The organism is Anaerosporobacter faecicola (assembly GCF_012070565.1).
Taxonomy (GTDB): Bacteria; Bacillota; Clostridia; order Lachnospirales; family Lachnospiraceae; genus Anaerosporobacter; species Anaerosporobacter faecicola.
This window is the reverse complement of record NZ_JAAQRO010000046.1, coordinates 66,381-86,246: the sequence shown is the minus strand read 5'-3', so window position 1 is coordinate 86,246 and position 19,866 is coordinate 66,381. Positions and strand designations below refer to the sequence as shown.

Here is a 19,866-nt window from a genome sequence, read left to right as displayed (position 1 = left end):
TGCTATTAAGATATGCATTCCCCCCTATCTACCTTATACTTCAATACTTAAGATTCGGTTCATAAGCACATAACTAAATAAATAGATCCCTAACGCTCCTGTCATTATAAAACCACCTAATAGATTGTGATATAAGGGATCTAAGAAACCCGGTGATGACAAGTCCATATATAGAATAATTGCAAGGGGAATCTTGGTCATGATGTTTGCTTCAAACTTTTTAGCCGACATCATGGTTGTTATCTCTCGACTGACCTCAATCTTGTCACCAATAATTTGATTTGTCGTTCGTAATATCTGAATTAAATTACCTCCGGATTTTTTTGCTGTCCGAAAAACTTCTGCCAAACTTTTAATATCATCAATATCACTTCGTTTTGCAAAATCCTCTAATGCCTGTTCAACTGGTATGTTCATTCGAATTTGGTACACAATATAGGAAAATTCCTGATGTATCATAGTATCTTCTCCATATAGGAGTTTTAAATCCTGTAATGCCTGCCGAAATGCATTTTCAATGGAGTACCCTGCACTTAATGCTGCCACTAGCGACTGTAATCCTTCTTTAAACTGTAATGTTAACTCCCACTTTCGTTCTTTACACCGTTTCTTTTCTTGCTGTTTTTTATATAGCAAAAGCAAAGGGCTCCCAAGAAGTAATACTATACCATTACGATAGAAGATCCATAAAAGAAAACCAAATATAATAGCACCCTTTGCATATACCACTTTTGCTTCCTTCCAACCCATATGATATTGATGATAGTCAACAGGATACGCGCTTTTTTTAGATTTTGCATTTATTCCGTTGGTATTACACAATTGTTTTCTCAACCTCCTCACTTTCCCTATGATTGGATTGTGGTATAGAGAGACCTGCACGCAATAACTTTTCGGTATTTACAAAAGAATTGGTCGTTCGTTTTAATACTCCTATTTTCATGGCATGCTTGTCCATTTGCATTTGATTCGTCTCACCCTTTGTAGCTTCCTCGTTTAATTCGAATTGAAATAAAGGATTAACTTGGATCTCATCATTTACTACATCTAATATTTCGCAAATTTCCAATACTTTTCTTGATTTATCGCGCATTCTCCCAAGATGGACAATAATATCAATTGCCGAGCTAATTTGCCTCCTTATTGCAGGTATTGGCATATCCACACCTTGTAAAACTAATGACTCTAATCGGTTCAGCATATCCTTGACAGAATTTGCATGTCCCGTAGATAAACTCCCATCATGTCCTGTGTTGTATGCAGCTAAAAGATCAATAGCTGCACTATCTCGAATCTCTCCTACGATTATTCGATCAGGTCGCATTCGCAAGCTTGATTTGATTAGATCACGAATACTTATAGCATTTTTACCTTCCACATTTGCATTTCTACATTCTAGACGTACTAGATTTGCAATACTGCAGATTTGTAGCTCTGCCGAATCTTCTATTGTAATGATTCGTTCATCCTCGGGAATAAAATTTGACAATACATTAAGAAAGGTTGTTTTACCCGATCCCGTTCCACCTGATATGAATATGTTATACCTTGCTTTAACTAACGTATGTAAAAACACCGCCGCTTCTTGCGTTATCGCACCAAGGTTAAGTAATCCTTCCATCGTAAAAGGGTGTTCCGGGAACTTACGAATCGTTACAATTGGTCCATCTAATGCAATAGGTGGTAATACCACATTCACACGCGACCCATCCATTAAACGGGCATCTACGATAGGTGAAGATTCATTTACGATTCGATTTGTCTCAGATACAATCGATTGAATTACTTCCTGTAATCGTTCCTCTGATTCAAATGCGGTATCCAATTGGGTTATTGCACCTTCTTGTTCTATGAAGATGTTCTTTGGTCCATTGATCATGATTTCTGTGATTTCTGGGTTTTCAACAAGCTCTTGAAGAACATCTAACTTCCTAAGTGCATTAAATAGTTCCTTTCGAAGTCGAACTTTCTGCTCAATTGTTAAAAACGATTGTCTCGTGTATTCTAAAATCTCCTTGTCAATCTGATCCATAAGTTGTTCATCTTCCAACTCAACCTGAGATGTAATCTGCTGAACCAAATGTTGTTTGATTTCTCTTTTATATTGATTCAACAACTCGATTTCGTTACCTTGTATCATGTCATTACTATTCTCCTCTCTCTTACCACAAAGTAAGTCATCCACAAGACAAATCTTACACAGATAAGTTATCCACTGGTGTAGGGATTCATCCACGGTGTTGTGAACAAGTCGAGATTCTCTTCCTGCCTAACCATTTCCTTTATACTCTTTCTATCCAATCTGCTAATATCCAGATACGGCAGTTTTATGATTTGCTCTTTTCTTACTATTTCCTTTTGCTCTAACATTGTAAGCAGTATTTTATTTTGTTCATCCAAGGGTTCTTCCCACGATGATTCCATATAGATTTGACTTGATGACTTTAGCAATACCTCTGTACACTCATTCATAATACGAACAAGAATAACTATCACTACATCTCCATATCTGCTCTTAACTTCTTCATAAAATCTTGTAAGATCTTCTTTCCGCATTGATAACAGATCGGTATAATGCTGAACCTTTTTTACATAATGGACATTTGCTATTTGCATAAAGGTTAGTTGTTTTCTTTGGGTATCCGTATGCTCTTGCCGATAATAATAGAGCAGCTCGCTAAGACCAATTCCTTCTTCCCCATTAATCTCAAGTAACTTTTCCATCGTATCAAAAGGATTTAGATTCACTACGATTACCTTTTTTTCTTTCGCCAAGGCTTGTGCAAATCGCATGGTCACTATAGTGGTTCCAACACCTCCAAAAGGCGTAAGAACACTAATCAATTGACTTTTGTTCTGTATTCCATTTGACTCCATAGCCTTAGATGTGCTCCTTATGAGTTTTTCTTCTAATAACGCAACTATGTCTTTCGCAGATTGATACTTATGTATGCTATGCTCATATTCACAATCAGGCATATTGGTTAGTATATAGATGGTATAATCCTCTTTTTCCTTTATCTCTAGAATCTCCGGATATATGGACTCTTCAACCAACAGATACGAAATTGTATTGTTCTTTATGTGTTCCAGGAATAGGGTTTTATCTGTAAACGCTTGTACTTCCCGAATATGGACTGCATTTATCTGAATATAATTAGCCAATGCTGACAGGTATTCTCGATCCATATCTAAAATTGCAATACTATATGCCCCCATATCCACCTCCTAACACCAAAATTGTACTGATTAATATTGGCAACGAAAAATGAATACAATTTTTTTTACTTTTTGAAAAATTCTTATAGGGTACTACTTTTTTGGTTTGATAAATATAAGAAAGATAGAATGCAATGGATTGCATTTGACGAAATAAGATATGTGTTCTTATTAGATAAATAATAGAAATAACTGCTCCCACTAAAAATGAAAAAACTACTACGACCATTCCCTGTCTGAATCCAAGGAAACAACTTACTACTGCTAATAACTTAATATCTCCAGCTCCTATTGCATGAATGAAATAGATTGGAAAAAGAAGAAGAATACAGAGTATTGCACTACATAGACCTCGTATACTAATAACGATAGAAGATGTAAATAAAGATAAAAAAAGATATAAACTCAGACTAAAGATAATTACTTGATTTGGAATTCGATAGGTTTTTAGATCATACATGGTTGCTATAACTAAGACTGCAATTAAAACAATGTATGCAAAAATATAAATAACACCTCCTGTTTTAAGTCATAATCCTATAAAAATCCTTCATATTCCATATTTTACCTTTCTGATATTGGTTTGTCAACAGTTTTTTATAATTTTTTCCATTTATTTTTATCTTTTTTGTCTTTTTCTGTTACTTTGCTGAATTGAGCTGGATTGGAAGGTGAGGTTCCAGTTTGGCTAAATCTTGTTTTATAGTAACAATAATTGGGGAAAATTCTCTCTCTAAACGTAGGTCTTTGGGCAGGGGATCAACAAAATCATTTTGTCGGCACAATCATTTGGGCTGACTTATAACTTTGCATTTTATAAGAAAAGCAGTTATAGATTTCCTAAATTTTATCATAATAAATAATAGACTATTTCCTTTTAGAAACAGTTTTATTTTCTTACCGAATAATAAATCATTACTGCGTACAGCAGGAATATTCCTGGCATGCCAAATAATCCAATGGAAGTTACGTTCACCCCATTAATACCAGGTACCTTCGTTACACCGAAGTTCACCAATACACTGTTAATACAATAAAGCAATACTACCCCTAATAAAGCGCGGAATACAAAATTAACAAGCCATTCAATCTTTTTAAATACAATGGCTAGAACAAGAACCAATAAACAAACACCTATGATTATAGCAAATGTCATGCTTTTCATAATTACCTCCCAAACCTGTCTTCTATATTAAATATATTATTATTTTCCAAAATTATTCAGAAAATTAGAATAAAATTACAAATATAATACTATAATATATAGAGTAGTAATATACTCTTTATTATGACTTATAAAGGTAGGTGTAATCATTGAAGAAGAAAGCGAAATTGAGACGGCAAGAAGAAGAATTGTTACGTCTTGAGATTCGAAAAGCAAAATTAGCATTAGAAACAGCTTATTCTAATTTTGAAAATGTTGTTGATCCCGATTTGATAGATTGCTACATTTATGAGGTAAATGCGGTGCAAAAGAGGTACAAGTATTTACTTAAACAGGCCAAGTTATTAACTGACGAAGATTTGGCAGAACAAATTATATGATACAAGAATACTAACGTCATATGCTTTATGCTTGCACAAAACATATGACGTTTGAATCCACAACACATGAACGACTACTATACTATGACATAGTGAAAGCGCCCAGGAACCCTCCTGAGCGCTTTCTTCGCATGCATATTTTATTCAATAAGACAAAGTTGCCTTAAGAATAACGAATTATTTAAGAACTACAATGGAATATGGAGGCATTGTAACGGAGTCCCCCTCCATGGTAACAGCAGCTCCATTTACCGATAGATAGCCACGTATTCCTTCAACATTCAGTTGAGCATCTGCTAAAGATACCGTTGTCTCTTGGTCAGAGATATTATAGAGCAATACAATACTGCTATCTTTATATGTTCTTGTTATTGCACAGAGATCACCTTGATTTAATGAATCAATTATTGCTGTAGTTCCTCTGGCAATTTCCGGATTTTCATTTCTTAATTGTATAGCACGTTTATAGTAATTATAAATGGATAATGGATCGTTTACTTGGTCCTCGTATGTGCCAAACTTATGTACCATCGTTTCCATTTTCTCTGGTCCCTTAGTCATACCTGTTGTATTCGTCTCTGACCAATACATTGGTACCCTCTTATTCTCATCAATACCACTTCCACTCATACCAAGCTCTTCCCCATAATAGATAAAACTATTGCCTGCCATCATGAGGTTTATACCAGCACCCAATTTAATCTTATCTTCATTATAGCTAAAGTAACCTGCTGAACGAGCTGTATCATGATTGGTTAAGAACGAAGCATCAATGGCATTTTCATTCAAAGAACGGAATTTGTCCTGAATGGTCACCATAGCACGACCAAGACTACTTCCCGAGTTCTTATCTCCTGTGTAATTAATCGTCGTTACGATTTTCCCCTGTTCCTGTGCAAATGGGAAATTAAATAAACTATCAATTCCACTTTCATAGTATTGAGACATTGTTCCAAAGGAATCCCAAACTTCTGCAACCAAATAATTATCTGGATTTAATCCCTTTACATACTTCGTCATCCAAGAAAGTACTTCTACATTTTTGTCGGTATTTCCTGTATAGAATTCTTTTGCTGCATCGATACGGAATCCACCAACCCCCATATCAAGCCAATACTTCATAATCTTTTCGAATTCACTTCTAACATTTTCATTTCCTAGATTCAAATCCGGCATCTGATCCCAGAAAACTGCTTCATAGTACCAGTCACCCACTCCAGTGGAATAATACTTTCCTGAGGTTGGTTGCCCCTCTACGAAGTTATAAAATTGACAATAAGGATTATGCTCTCTACATAGATCCTTTTCCTTACATTTTTTCTTTCCACATGGTTCAATCGCCAAGCTCTTCACTGCAGATTGAAACCACTCATTTTTTGTTGAGGTATGATTAAGGACAAGATCAATGATTACTTTAATCCCTCTCTTATTGCACTCTTCTATTAACTTCTGAAAGTCTTCTAAGGTCCCATACTCTGGATCAATATCATAATAATCAATTACATCATACTTATGGTACGTAGTAGAAGGCATAATTGGCATTAACCAAATTCCATTAATTCCAAGATCGGTATGCGTAGAGTCATCGCCATCATTTAAGTAATCCAGTTTCTCTATTAATCCATTAATATCACCAATTCCATCTCCATTACTATCGTAATAAGAATAAAGAAAAACTTCATAATAGGTACGGTAGATATCATCAATGATCTGTGGTTCCTGATCATATGCATAGTCCACATATGTAACGTTCTCAGCCTTTGTATCTTCTGTTTCCTCTGTCTTATTCTCTTGCGTATCTGCTGTGGTTTCTTGATTTTTTTGATCAGAAGCACCTTCCGTTACTGTTGATTCTATATTATCTGTTGGTTTATTCTTCTGATCATCTTTTTTCTTACAACTACAGCACAGAAGTAAACCACATAATATGAATCCAAGCAGAAACAATCTTTTCTTGTTCAAACAAAATACCTCCTCCCCATTTTTAAACGCCCTGTTTGCACTACGTATTCATGCTTACGGACATCTTTGGGTTTTATTAGCCTAATAAAGGCTGACAAAAAGACTTTCCTCTTTCCGCCAGCCTTATAGCATCATATTTTATCAAATTTGACTATTGAGATACCATACTGTTTAGTTATTTCATTTATAAGATTAGCCCTTTACAGAACCACCTGTCGCACCTTCTACATAGTACTTCTGCATGCAGATAAACAGTGCAGCAATTGGTATGGATACAAGTACAGAACCTGCTGCGTATCTTGTAAACCATTGGTTAATGAACTCACGTTCCAACATCTTAAATAAACCAAGTGCTACTGTGTATTTGTCATAATTATCACCCATGATAACACTTACGAAGATGTAATCCATCCAAGGAGCCATAAAACTAGTTAATACTGTATAAACAATAATTGATTTTGATAGTGGAATGGTAAGTTTTCTAAATACCTGCCATTTTGTCGCACCATCAATCCATGCTGCTTCATCAATTGCCTTAGGAACGGTATCGAAGAAGCCTTTTGCAACATAAAATCCTAATCCTGCACCACCTGAGTATACTAAGATCAATGCTAATAAGGATTGTGTTAAGCCAACACCTTTTAAGATATAGTATACGGCGATCATTGACATGAATCCAGGGAACATACCAAGGATCAATGCAATGTTCATTAATGGTTTTCTAAGTTTAAATCTCAATCTTGACATTACATAAGATGTCGATAATACAAAGAAAGTTGAAATGATACAAGAACAAATTGCTACAAAGAATGTATTAAAGAACCACTTTGCAAAATAGAACTGTTTTGTCTCTGTAAATAATCTTGTATAGTTGCTTAACGTATATCCCTTAGGGAAGAAATACTTTGAATACGTACCTGGTTCTGCACGGAATGAGGTTAATACTACCCATACAATAGGAATTAACCAGATGATTGATAGTATAATGAGGACTAGATACGAGAAAAAATTAGCTGTCTTTTTTGCCTGTGACATAGATCTTTGTTTTTTACTCATTATTGGAAATCCTCCTCACTCTTATAAGCTGACGTTCTTCTGTAAGCGATTAAGGATACCGTTGCAGAAAGAATGAACACTAAGATACCAATTGTTGCTGCAAAAGAGTAATCCTTACGGTTTACTGTTAATTTATAAAGCCATGTTACCAATAAGTCGGTCTTACCAGCCTGATAATAATCCAAGGAAGAAGGATTACCCGTTGTCAGTAAGTAAATAACATTAAAGTTATTAATATTACCAATAAACTGCTGAATCAGGTAAGGTCCCGTGACGAATAATACATATGGTAATGTGATCTTAACAAACATGATGAAAGGAGATGCACCATCGATTTTCGCTGACTCATAGATATCTTCAGGAATATTCATAAGAATACCTGTTGTTATTAACATAGAGTAAGGAACACCGATCCAAAGGTTAACAATAAGTACAGTCACCCTCGCCCATGTCGCCTGCGTTAAGAATGGTATAGCTTTTGATATTAAGCCTGCATTTAATAACATACCGTTGATTGGCCCTTCGGTTGCAAGCATATTTCTCATAATTAATAGTGTTACGAATTGTGGTACTGCGATTGATAATACAAAAATTGTTCTCCACAATCCTTTAAATTTGACACCTTTACGGTTAATAAGCATTGCTAATAGCATACCAAAGATATAGTTTAATCCTGTTGCTAAGATTGCCCATATAATCGTCCAACCAAGTACTGGCCAGAATGTCTTTGAAATTGTTTGTCCAGAAAATAGTACTGTTCTAAAATTTTTCAATCCAACCCATGTAAATAGATTTCCAGGTGGTTGATGTGTATTATCAAAGTTTGTAAATGCAATTAAGATCATAAACACTAATGGTAATACAGTAAATACTAATACACCCATCATAGGGAAAAATAACAATGTTCTATGTAACTTTGCATCAAAATGTGCACGTACATCGTCGATAAATGATGGAAGTTTACTTCCTTTTTCCTTTAACTTCTGTGCTTCAATAGCAGCTTTAATATTTGCTTTCCACATAAACAAAAATGTAGCGATAACAAATATTGCAACAACTCCATATAATAACATTAACATGGAGTTATCACCCTTTATAATTTTAATAAAAGGTGCTTTATCAATTACAATTTGCTCTTGTGTCTTTGTTCCAAGAGTACTTAGTCCTGTAAATGCCGTTAAACCAGCCATAATCATATAGAATATAAATCCTAGTTCCATAGAAAGGAATAATAGTCCTTTGATAATCTGGCCTCTTACTAAATTGGATAACCCCATAACAAAAAACGATAACTTAGTAAAAATATCTCCTTCTTTGAATGTTCGGCCAATGAACGTAAAAACATTATCAGACTTTGTTTTCTTATTCTTGTTCACAACTCTGCCTCCCTTATCTCTTGATAAAATATGCTATGCAAAATAATCTATTGTATTACAGGTACCCGAAGGGTTTCGGGTACCTGTATGTCAAACTTTACTATTATTCTAATGTAGCAAGAATGTTAGTTACGTAATCATCAAGTTTAGATTGTAAGTTATCCATTGTGATAGATCCGTCTAAAATTCCAGTACCAAATGCTTCAGATGGAGTCCAGAAGTTACCTGATTGAGGAATAGAAGTTTGAACAGTTGCATTTTGTGCTTGAGCAGATAAAGCAGCGATTGCTGGGTTAGATGCTAAAGCTTCTGTATCATTAGCTAAGTTAAGGTTTGTTGGTGCATAGCTGTATTTTTCAAAACGAGTTTTTTGACATTCTTCGCCTGTTAAGTATTCAGCTAAAGCCATAGCTGCTTGTGGGTTAGCAGTTTGTGAGTTAACACCATATAATTTAAAGTTAGCCATACCACCTAATTGGATAGTTTCACCATTAGATAATGTGATTGTTGGAAGTGGAGCAGTACCATAGTTTTCACCTAAAGATTTTTGGATAGGTTCTGCATTCCAAGTACCTGTAAATGTTGCACCAAGTGTACCAGCTTCGAAAGCTGCTAATAATAAACCGTCATCATGGTTAGCGAATTTCTTTGTTTCTTTTGCAAGTTTCATTAAGTATTCACCAACTAATAAACCACGATCGTTGTTGAAATCACATTGAGTTGCATCAGTTCCGTCTGGTCCAAATAATGTACATCCTGCACCAAAGAAGAATGATGATAAGTACCAACCATTATCGATATCAAATGAGAAGTTAGTAACTCCATCGCCTAAATCTTTTGCCATCATTGTATCAAGAGATTTAATTTCGTCTTCTGTGTATTTGCTCTTATCATAGTACATGAAGTATGTATCTGAAGATGATGGATATGCATATAATTGACCATCTACTGTACAAGCAGAAATTGAAGACTCTGTATTATTTGCTTTTATTTGATCTGCATTCATTGCTACAGGGAATAATGCACCTGCTTGAACTAATTCAGCAATTTGGTCAGATGCGAATGTGAATACATCTGCAGCAACTGTAGGGTCTTTTAGAACTTCTGATTTTGCATCAGCTTCTGAAACAACACCTAATTCAATTGTAATTTTATCTTCTGGGTGAAGTGCTACGAAAGCATCACACATAGCTTGTAATTCTTCTTGTTGTTCTTGTGGTCCCCATACTTTTAATGTAGCATCGCCAAGTTTTGTATCTTCTGCAGCTGCTGCATCGTCTGTTGCTACTGCGTCATCTGTTGCTGCTGCATCGTCTGTTGTTGTAGCTTCTTCTGTTGTAGTTGTTTCTGTTTCAGCTTTGTTATTATCATTGTTCTTTTTGCCACATGCAGTTAAACAAGATAATGCTAATACAGTTGTCAGTAGTAAAGCTATTACTTTTTTCCCTTTTCTCATAATCTCTACCTCTTTCTCCTTTTTTTAACCAAAAGTATTATGGTTTTCTATATGATAGAAGTTTAGATGCTTCTATCACATGACATAGAAAGAATTCTTAATCCTTTCTATGTCATGAATAAAATATGCTATGCATATTTATTCCGAACTTAATATCCTATTTGACTTTCCAAATCTCTGTTGCATAATCATGAATTGTACGGTCACTAGAGAATTTACCTGCATTTGCAGTGTTGATAAAGCATTTTCTTCTGAATGCATACGTATCAGAGTAATCTTTGTTTGCTTTTAATTTTGCATCAACATATGGTAATAAATCCTCTAACAGATAGTAGTTATCTGGTTTATGCCAGCTAGCTCCTTTTAATAAAGAATCATATAATTCTTTGAACATTCCTGTTCCATTGTCATCAAAAGTTCCATCGATTAATGTATCAACAACTCTCTTGATTCTTGCTTCTTTTTTGTAGATTACATTTGGATCATAAGAATCTTTGATTTTTTCTAAGTCTTCAACTCTTGCACCGAAGATATAGTTATTTTCTTCTCCAGCTTGTTGTACGATTTCTACATTGGCACCATCATATGTACCAAGAGTAACTGCACCGTTTAACATGAACTTCATGTTACCTGTACCAGAAGCTTCTGTACCAGCTGTTGAGATTTGTTCTGAAATATCAGCTGCTGGAGTAATCATTTCTGCATATGATACGTTATAGTTGTGAACGAATACAACTTGAAGTTTATCATTCACTGCTGGATCATTTGCGATCATCTCAGCGATCTCATTAATGAATTTAATAATTCCTTTTGCTCTGAAGTATCCAGGTGCTGCCTTTGCTCCAAAGATAAATGCTGTTGGATTAAAATCTTTAATTCTTCCTTCTTTTAATCCGTAGTAGATATCTAATATAGAGAATGCATTTAATAATTGTCTCTTATATTCATGTAATCTCTTAACCTGAATATCAAAGATAAATTCTGGATTTACTTCAATGCCTTCTTGCTTTTTAATATAATCAGCAAGTTGACGTTTTTTGATGTTCTTAATATCACCAAATTGTTTGATCACGTTTTGATCATCTTTGAATTTTTCTAACTCTTTTAATTTATCTAAGTCAGTAATCCATGAATTACCGATCTTATCTGTAATAAATCCGGACAACTCCATGTTCGCAAGTGCTAACCAACGACGTTGTGTAATACCATTCGTTTTATTATTAAAACGTTCTGGATAAATTTCATACCATTCATGTAATGCATCATTCTTAAGAATCTCGGTATGAATCCAAGCAACACCGTTTGTAGAATGGCTAGCATAAATTGCTAAACGTGCCATATGAATCAAATCATTTTCATCAATAATGTAGTATTTCTTTTGATCTTCTTCTGCAATACCAAGAGATTTTAACTCTTTAAGTAATGCTTTATGAATCATTACTACGTATTTGTATACGTTAGGAATAACAGCCTTGAATAACTTAACCCACCATTTTTCTAATGCTTCTGCCATAACGGTATGGTTTGTATATGCAAATGTTTCTCTTGCAATCTTAAATGCTTTTGCAAATGTCATTCCTTCTTGTTCCATGAATAAACGAATTAATTCAGGGATCGCTACAACTGGATGCGTATCATTTAATTGGATTGCATACTCGCTTGAGAAGTGACTGAAATCGTTACCGAAAACAGCCTTATACTTTCTAATTACATCTTGTAAAGATGCACTTGAGAAGAAATATTGTTGTTTCAGACGTAACTTCTTACCAGCATCTGTATTATCGTTTGGATATAATACATTCGTAATAGCTTCTGCATCAATTCTTTCTTTTACTGATTTCTCATATTTTGAATCATTAAATGCTTCAAAATTGAAGTTTTCCAATGCTTCTGCTTGCCATAAACGAAGAGTATTTACTGTTTGTGCACCATATCCAATTACTGGCATGTCATAAGGAACTGCATATACTGATTGATTCTTGAATTCAATCAAGATCTTTTCTTCTTCTTTTCTTACTGACCATGGATCTCCACATTTTAGCCAGTCATCTGCAGTTTCCATTTGGAATCCATCTTCGAAATATTGTTTGAATAACCCATATTTGTAACGAAGTCCGTATCCATTCAAACGAACATTGATTGTTGCACCTGAATCAAGGAAACATGCTGCAAGTCTTCCAAGACCACCATTACCAAGTGCTGCATCTTCAATATCTTCAAAGATTCTAATATCAATATTGTTTTCACTCATTAACTCTGAAAATTGGTTTAATAATCCAAGATTTAATAAGTTATTATAAACCATTCTACCAATTAAGAATTCTGCTGATAAATAGCATACTTTTTTACCTTCTGCTTGAATTCCTTCTTCTGGATTTACCATTTGCATTGCTGCTTTTGATACAGCATTATATAACTGAATTGTTGTTGCTTCTTTAACTGTTGTTGAATAATCTAGTTCAAGAATTGTTTTTACGTTTGTCTTAAAATTGCTCACTCGTTATTCCTCCTTAACATCTCGTTGTGGTTTGGTAATGTTTTATTTTGGTTGAGTATGATTATCTTCCATAAGTATCTGCTAACGTATGTAACCGCATGATATCTTCCTGGGATAATTGTCCTTTTGTCATTCTCCACTGCCAATTACCACCTAAGCTAGATGGTAGATTCATTCGCGCTTGATCATCAAGTTTGAGAATATCTTGTACTTGAAATATTGCAACTGCAGCATTACTTGCATATGCCAATTTTACAACTGCATCAGGGATATCATTCTTTCTCTTGACTCCCAAATATTCGCAAGCATATTGTTCTTCTTTCTTTTCCATGTTTTTGAGGTATCCAACCAAGGTTTGGTTATCATGTGTACCACCATAAACAACGGTATTACTTGTTTTATAGTTATGAGGTAAATATTCACTTTCTGGACCACTGTTAAAAGCAAATTGTAAAATCTTCATTCCTGGGAAGCCCGTACGTTCCATTAATTGTCTTACGGAAGGAATGATAACGCCTAAATCTTCTGCAATAATCTTTGCATCTCCGATTGATTCAACGATTACTTTTGTTAATTTGCTACCTGGACCTTTTTTGTACTTTCCTCGTTCTGCTGTTTCACATTCTGCAGGAATACGGAAATATCGAACAATTCCAATAAAGTGATCGATACGTACAACATCATAAAGTTTTGCTGATGCTGACATTCGTTTTCTCCACCAACTAAAATCGTCTTGTTCCATCTTGTTCCAGTCGTACAATGGATTTCCCCATCGTTGTCCTGTTACTGAGAAACAATCTGGTGGAACACCTGCTATATTGATTGGTTTCTTTCTCTCATCAAGTTCAAACAGATCACCGTGTACCCATACGTCTGAACTATCCATTGCTACATAAAGAGGAATGTCACCAATAATCTGAATTCCTTTTTTATTTGCATATGCTTTTAATGCAAACCATTGTTCATAGAACTTGTATTGACAAAACTTCCAAAAGTCTACATCATTCTTTAGTTTCTTTTGATAGCTTGCAACTGCCTCTGGTTTACGAAAACGAATATCTTCGTCCCATAGTAACCATTCTTTGCTTTCAAAATGATTTTTAATCGCCATATATAAGCTGTAATCATCTAACCAGTATTCATTCTCATTACAAAACTGTATGTACGATTTCTGCGTTTGATGCTTACTTCGTTCAAAAGCTTTCTTTAATACATGAAAGCGACTATTATAAATTGCTTCATAATCAACTTTCGAATCATCTTGTCCCCAATCATATGCCTCAACTTCTGACTTTTTCAGTATGCCCTCTTCGATCAAAGTATCAAGATCAATGAAGTAAGGATTTCCAGCAAATGCGGAAAAAGATTGATATGGGCTATCTCCATAACTAGTTGGTCCTAAAGGAAGCACTTGCCAGTAGATTTGTTTTGCTTCTACCAATGTATCTACAAAATCATATCCAGCTTTACCAAATGTTCCAATGCCGTATGGAGAAGGTAAACTACTTACTGGTAGTAACAAACCAGCTCCTCTTGTTAATTCAGTATTTTTATTTGCCATACTTGCTCTACACTCTCTTATATTTTCGATAAGTTTCGAAATACTAAAATAAGAATATCACTTTTGCTATACTTTGTCAATAGCGCTTTCGTTTTTTATAGTTATTATTAATATTATTTTTTAATTTTATTTCGTTTTATTTGTTTAGATTTACTTTTAACTACTATTTAACGTTCTAAACAGTACATAAAACTAGTACTTTTGTATAAAAAGCGGAATATTCTTATAAGCTTTGCACGGGGTGTGCACTTTGAAAAATGAGGTGCAATTAGCTCCTTTCTAAATATTTTTTCGGAAATTTTCGAAACCAATAAAAAAATTATAGCATTTATGGCTATTATTGTCAACTATACTGTTGCTTATTAGCTATTATTTCTTTTCTGTTTTTTTCGTGTGAAAACTAATTTTCTTTATCTCCTACATTAGTTCACAAATTTTATTACTTTTTTTTAACATAATCACGAATTAATTTATATTTATTGAAAACACAAGTTATCGGTAGTATACTTTTTACAAAAAGTACACTACAAAAGGAGGAGACAATGGCTACTATTAAAGACATTGCCAATAAATTAGGCATAGCTGTTAGTACTGTTTCAAAAGGACTTAACGGTGCCAGCGACATAAGTGATGAGATGCGCCAACTTGTTCTGGATACCGCTGTTGAGATGGGATATGCCTCTAAAAAAATGCGTAATCAAGGAAAACGCAAGGTTTGTATATTAATCGAAAATATGGATTACGAAAATATAGACCAATTTGGTTATGAAATCATTGTTGGTTTTAAACTCTCAGCTGCAAGACGCCATTGGGATGTAACGGTTATTCCTACAAACTTAAACATGCAAACAGAAGAGAAATTCGATACTTTTATGTTGAAAAATGGATATTGCGGTGCTTTCTTACTAGGTTTTGCTCTTCATGATGACTGGGTGAAACAGCTCTATAAAACTACTGTCCCAACTGTTCTTTTTGATAATTATATCGAAAACAATAACCATGTTGGCTATGTTGGAACCGATAGTTTTGAAGGAATTCATACTGCTGTAAATCATTTATATTCTCTTGGTCACAAAAAGATCGCATTTTTAAATGGATCAAAAAATTCTATGGTTTCTGATCAAAGATATCAAGCATTTGTTCAAAGTATGGAGTCATGTGGTCTTATTCCTAGTGATGAACTGATTGAATATGGATATTATGTACCCGATTGTGCCAAATACCATGTTCCTACCTTTCTAAAAAACGGAGCAACTGCTATAATCTGTGCCAGTGACTTGATTGCGTCTGGTGTTATCTCGGAAGTAACAAAAATGGGTCTTCGTGTCCCAGAGGATATTAGTGTAATTGGATTTGATGACCTTCCAATTGCTGTTCAATTAAACCCACCACTTACTACGGTAAGGCAAGATCGAATCGACCTTGGTAAAAGTGCTTTTCTTTTATTAGATGGATTAGTACATAATGTAACGATCAGTAAAATGTTATTACGCGCCAAATTCATTGAACGTTCCTCTACTGCTAAATGTTCCAAAACGACCATCGCACAGAACGTTGCCAAAAAGTCAACAATAGATATTACAACAACTCTCGAGAAGAATTTGCCTAATAGAGAATAGAAAAACTTCCTGAATCAATGTTAAGATAAGGCCTTCTGTCTACTCTAGAACATTCCATTCAGGAAGTTTTTAATCTTTTTACTTATTTTATTAATTAATTATCTTTGTTTATTATATTATCTTTATTCCACTTGTTCCATTTGTTTAATCATTACCACAAAGGATTTTGCAACCTGATATAATTCTTTCGTTGTCACTTTAGAATCTGTATCTTGTTGCTCCACTTGTTGATTATTTATTTTTCCTTTTGCTGTGTAAGATTGTCTACCAATATTCTCGATTCCTATATCCATTTGACTTAATTTTATATTTTGTTGTTCCAAATTCTTGCTTATAGCTTGCATACTTTCTTTCACCATTTCACTTGCTTCTTGATTCTGGCATAAGATCATTCCTTTTGCTTGTCGTTGGTTAATTTGGAACTGCGCTTCAATTGTACCATACTTTTCAGATTGTACCGACATGGACATCTTACTATCCTGTTTACCACTGCCACGAACAACGGTAAGGGATATATTTGTTATCTGATCTCCTACCTTTACTGGAATATCATAATACTCATTATGGTTCATTCTACTAGACAATCGAATAGCTCCACGCAAAATTTGAAGGGCATTTACTTCTTGTGCATCTATCTGTGGATTTTCCACTTCTTTTTCAAGTACATGTTCTGCTACTTCTGCGAATTCACTTAATTCTTTTTGCAATTCTTCTCGATTATCAAGGGATTCCACAATTGCATTCATCACACTGTCCATCTGTGCAATCCGATCGGTTTGATCAGTGTCCACATCTTCCTGTTCTGACTGCTGTTTTGCATAGTTTAATACTTGTTTGTATATAGTGTTTTCCTTATTTAGTAACACTTGTGCTTCCTGAATGGACTGTATGGTAATTGGAATATTTTGATCGGATAAAAATTGGATTGCAGTTTCGCTTTCTTCCGCAAGTTTTCTTAATTCTTTTACCTGATTTGAATAGTACGCTTGCTTTACCGTTTCATCCTCTGGTTGTTCATCCAACATTTCTTTAAGCTTCTCAAGAGATAAGTCTGACCACTCTTCTTTTTCCATAACCTGATTTAATTGTGATGGTGTAATCGTGGATAAGATTTCCTGTAAAAGCATCTGGTTGTATGAAGTAGTGGCTTGTCCACTCTCCTTTATCTTTGCATCTTCATCGGTAGGAGATTCCGTGAATCCAGTATTAATCTGTTGTGTAATCGTTTTTGATGTATAATTTAATTCAGAAAGCATACCAAAAGAATTGTCAATGGTTTGATCCACGCCTTTTCCTCGTTTTGTTCTTGCTTCTGTTAGCAAATTACCAAGGGTAATGTCCCGTCCCGACTTGACTAATGCACCAATTGCAGCGCCGTCTGTACGGTTCACGTTATTTAACAAACGATAGATACCAATATAAGCTTCTCTTTCTTGTTCTGTAATCCCCTCTTGTTTTTCTAATTTATATAGGTATTTTGCATAACCATCTTCCTGCGTAATTCCTTTTTCCTCTTTGAGCTGTTGCACCTGTACATTCAAATCATCTAAAGAAATATTCAATGGATTTTTATTTTCTTTAATAAAATCCATTGTCACGGATGGTGTAAGATTGGTCAGTAGTGTATTGACTTTTTCATCATATTCCTTCATTGATGCTATATTTTCACTGGTAATATCCATGCCGTTATATGCCAGCATTCGTACTGCCCTTTGATTTGCCTGTGTATCTTCAAGAGCTAGAGAACTCAAAATATCTGACATACTATTGCGAAATGCTTTCTGTATACTGTCACCCATATCTTGTCGTGGTGCGGTCATTAATGTCTCATAGGATTCATTCGCTGCTTCGTATTTTGATTTTGCAACGGAACCTGCATCATGTAATGATTGAAGGGTTGATTCTGCTCTCTTGGTAAATGTATCAGCCAGTAACGTATTTGGCATCCACTTTAATTCATTAATTTTTTGAGTTGTATCACGAAGTGTGGTTACATTCTCTGCTGTTTGTGCCGTTCCGCTTTCTTTTAAAAGGTTCTTATAATACTCGTCTTCTAAATTGCGTAACTCCTGTACTATCTTTTCCAAACTTGTAGTATTAATATCAATTCCTTTTTCCGCCATCTTTTGTCCAGCTTCCACTGTCATTTTTAAGCGAATTTCTTCTAATTGACGTTTTGCCTGTACTGCCTTAATATCAAACTCCGCAGCATTAGCACCCAGCATTTCTGTAATTACTGCGTTTGTAGCTGGTTGTATTTGTACATTGCTTGCTTCTGCACTGAATTGATTCAATTGCTCTTGCTCATTCTTAAGCATAGCAATGGTAATATCCTTTATTTCCTGCTTTTTCACCGTCTCTATGATTGCTTCATCAGAGATTTTATTAAGATCAGCAAGAACTTTCTTTACGTCTTCTTTCTGATCAACTAGCAACGTATCTTCCGCAGAATTCCCTTGTTCCATCGTACGAATCATTTGATCAAGCACACGACTTACCTGATAAGAATCTTTTAAATTTTCTAGTTCTTTTAACTTTTTAAAGGATTCTTCTGTCAACGGTAATTCCTGCTCAAGCATCCATTTTGCACTTGCCAGATTTTCTTCATTGGCTTCGTATCCCACATTCGTAATTACCTGCTCCACTTGTCCTTTTAATTGCTGGAACTCTTCTTCTGATATGGCTGTACTATTTTTTTGAAATGCACTATAGCTTGCTTTGTATACATTGCCAACTGTAAGATCCATATCGTTTTGAATGAGATATGCATATGACTCTTGTGACATTTCTGTTATTGCGCCTGCAAGATTCATGCCATTCACTAGTTTCGTAATATTGGACTCCGTAATCGGAAGATTGCCTGCCTCTAATTTATCAAGTATCTCGTTAGCATATGGTGAAGATTTTAAGATATGTAATGCCATTCTTTGTATATCTTCTTTGGATTCCCTGTTATTCTGAACTTGATTTTCCACACTTTCCTGTAGGTTTGCTCTCTGTTCCTTAATTCTAGTCAATGCACGTTCTAGACGTTCCAGTTCATACTTCTTATAATTATAGCCATCCGCTTCCAGATCTTCGCCATCTTCTCCTGTCATACGATCGGTTGAATCACGCAAGCTTCCGTTTGCCTCTCCATTCACTCCATCCTGTAAATGCTTATTAAAAGCAGCTTGATCCGTTTCAACTTTTGTGCAGAAGGCTTGAATATTTTGTGTAATCACTTTATTTACGCCAAGTTCTCGTAATACGACACGGCTTGGTGACAGTTCCATAATTTCAAAACGTTTGGTTTCTCCCTTGGTTGCACTTTGTACAGAACCCTTTGGCAGAGATAATTCTTTTCCACCAAAATTTATAGCAACAGAATCGGATACCTCTGTTACGATACCCTCAATTTCGTCTCCTACATTTCCCAATGATAAGAGGCTATCATTATTCTGATTATTATTCTGGATATTCGTACTGGTTACTTGTGAATTAACATTTTGTATATTCATCTTTTTTTCACCTCTTATAATTAATGTACATTACTACTATGTATTTCGACCACAATAAGTAAAAACTTAAGTAAA

Annotated in this window: 14 protein-coding genes; 2 read left to right on the top strand and 12 right to left on the bottom strand. The window is 34.8% G+C overall.

Features of this window, described 5'->3' with window-relative positions; all coding sequences use genetic code 11:
* Positions 1 to 33: 33 nt before the first annotated feature.
* The 5 genes from HBB17_RS18440 to HBB17_RS18420 all read right to left on the bottom strand — a co-directional run bounded on the left by HBB17_RS18440 (position 34) and on the right by HBB17_RS18420 (position 4,384).
* Positions 34 to 750, bottom strand: a complete 717-nt coding sequence (locus HBB17_RS18440; RefSeq protein ID WP_167958965.1) for a type II secretion system F family protein — start codon at positions 748 to 750, stop codon at positions 34 to 36.
* Positions 751 to 814: 64 nt separating this feature from the next.
* Positions 815 to 2,140 carry a CpaF family protein gene (locus tag HBB17_RS18435; protein WP_167958964.1) on the bottom strand — a complete coding sequence of 442 codons (1,326 nt, stop codon included), beginning with the start codon at positions 2,138 to 2,140 and terminating at the stop codon, positions 815 to 817.
* Between the two features lie 68 nt (positions 2,141 to 2,208).
* A complete protein-coding gene (locus tag HBB17_RS18430; protein WP_167958963.1) occupies positions 2,209 to 3,219 on the bottom strand; it encodes a hypothetical protein in 1,011 nt (336 codons plus the stop codon).
* Complete coding sequence (locus tag HBB17_RS20805; protein ID WP_408609355.1) at positions 3,206 to 3,703, bottom strand: A24 family peptidase; 498 nt, start codon at positions 3,701 to 3,703, stop codon at positions 3,206 to 3,208. Before HBB17_RS20805 ends, HBB17_RS18430 begins: the two co-directional genes overlap by 14 nt.
* A gap of 405 nt (positions 3,704 to 4,108) precedes the next feature.
* Positions 4,109 to 4,384, bottom strand: coding sequence for a pro-sigmaK processing inhibitor BofA family protein (locus HBB17_RS18420; RefSeq protein ID WP_167958961.1), 276 nt, complete (start codon positions 4,382 to 4,384; stop codon positions 4,109 to 4,111).
* 149 nt (positions 4,385 to 4,533) lie between these two features.
* On the opposite strand from HBB17_RS18420, the gene HBB17_RS18415 reads away from it, so the two are divergent.
* Positions 4,534 to 4,764 (top strand): YaaL family protein, encoded by a 231-nt coding sequence (locus tag HBB17_RS18415; RefSeq protein ID WP_167958960.1) that lies wholly within the window; start codon positions 4,534 to 4,536, stop codon positions 4,762 to 4,764.
* 177 nt (positions 4,765 to 4,941) lie between these two features.
* On the opposite strand, the gene HBB17_RS18410 is transcribed toward HBB17_RS18415, so the two are convergent.
* The 6 genes from HBB17_RS18410 to malQ form a co-directional block, all read right to left on the bottom strand.
* On the bottom strand, positions 4,942 to 6,726 hold the full coding sequence (locus HBB17_RS18410) for an alpha-amylase family glycosyl hydrolase (protein WP_167958959.1): 1,785 nt from the start codon (positions 6,724 to 6,726) through the stop codon (positions 4,942 to 4,944).
* A gap of 192 nt (positions 6,727 to 6,918) precedes the next feature.
* Entirely contained in the window at positions 6,919 to 7,782 is an 864-nt protein-coding gene (locus HBB17_RS18405) for a sugar ABC transporter permease (RefSeq protein WP_167958958.1), read from the bottom strand.
* The gene (locus HBB17_RS18400; RefSeq protein ID WP_238483799.1) at positions 7,782 to 9,158 is read right to left on the bottom strand and encodes a carbohydrate ABC transporter permease; all 1,377 of its coding nucleotides are present in this window, start codon (positions 9,156 to 9,158) and stop codon (positions 7,782 to 7,784) included. Before HBB17_RS18400 ends, HBB17_RS18405 begins: the two co-directional genes overlap by 1 nt.
* A 103-nt stretch (positions 9,159 to 9,261) precedes the next feature.
* The gene (locus tag HBB17_RS18395) at positions 9,262 to 10,614 is read right to left on the bottom strand and encodes an extracellular solute-binding protein (protein WP_167958957.1); all 1,353 of its coding nucleotides are present in this window, start codon (positions 10,612 to 10,614) and stop codon (positions 9,262 to 9,264) included.
* 157 nt (positions 10,615 to 10,771) lie between these two features.
* Complete coding sequence (locus HBB17_RS18390) at positions 10,772 to 13,111, bottom strand: glycogen/starch/alpha-glucan phosphorylase (protein WP_167958956.1); 2,340 nt, start codon at positions 13,109 to 13,111, stop codon at positions 10,772 to 10,774.
* 61 nt (positions 13,112 to 13,172) lie between these two features.
* Positions 13,173 to 14,672, bottom strand: a complete 1,500-nt coding sequence (gene malQ / locus HBB17_RS18385; protein ID WP_167958955.1) for a 4-alpha-glucanotransferase — start codon at positions 14,670 to 14,672, stop codon at positions 13,173 to 13,175.
* Positions 14,673 to 15,214: 542 nt separating this feature from the next.
* On the opposite strand from malQ, the gene HBB17_RS18380 reads away from it, so the two are divergent.
* On the top strand, positions 15,215 to 16,291 hold the full coding sequence (locus tag HBB17_RS18380; protein WP_167958954.1) for a LacI family DNA-binding transcriptional regulator: 1,077 nt from the start codon (positions 15,215 to 15,217) through the stop codon (positions 16,289 to 16,291).
* A 122-nt stretch (positions 16,292 to 16,413) separates the two neighbouring features.
* On the opposite strand, the gene HBB17_RS18375 is transcribed toward HBB17_RS18380, so the two are convergent.
* Positions 16,414 to 19,791 carry a DUF6240 domain-containing protein gene (locus HBB17_RS18375; protein ID WP_167958953.1) on the bottom strand — a complete coding sequence of 1,126 codons (3,378 nt, stop codon included), beginning with the start codon at positions 19,789 to 19,791 and terminating at the stop codon, positions 16,414 to 16,416.
* Positions 19,792 to 19,866: the final 75 nt, after the last annotated feature.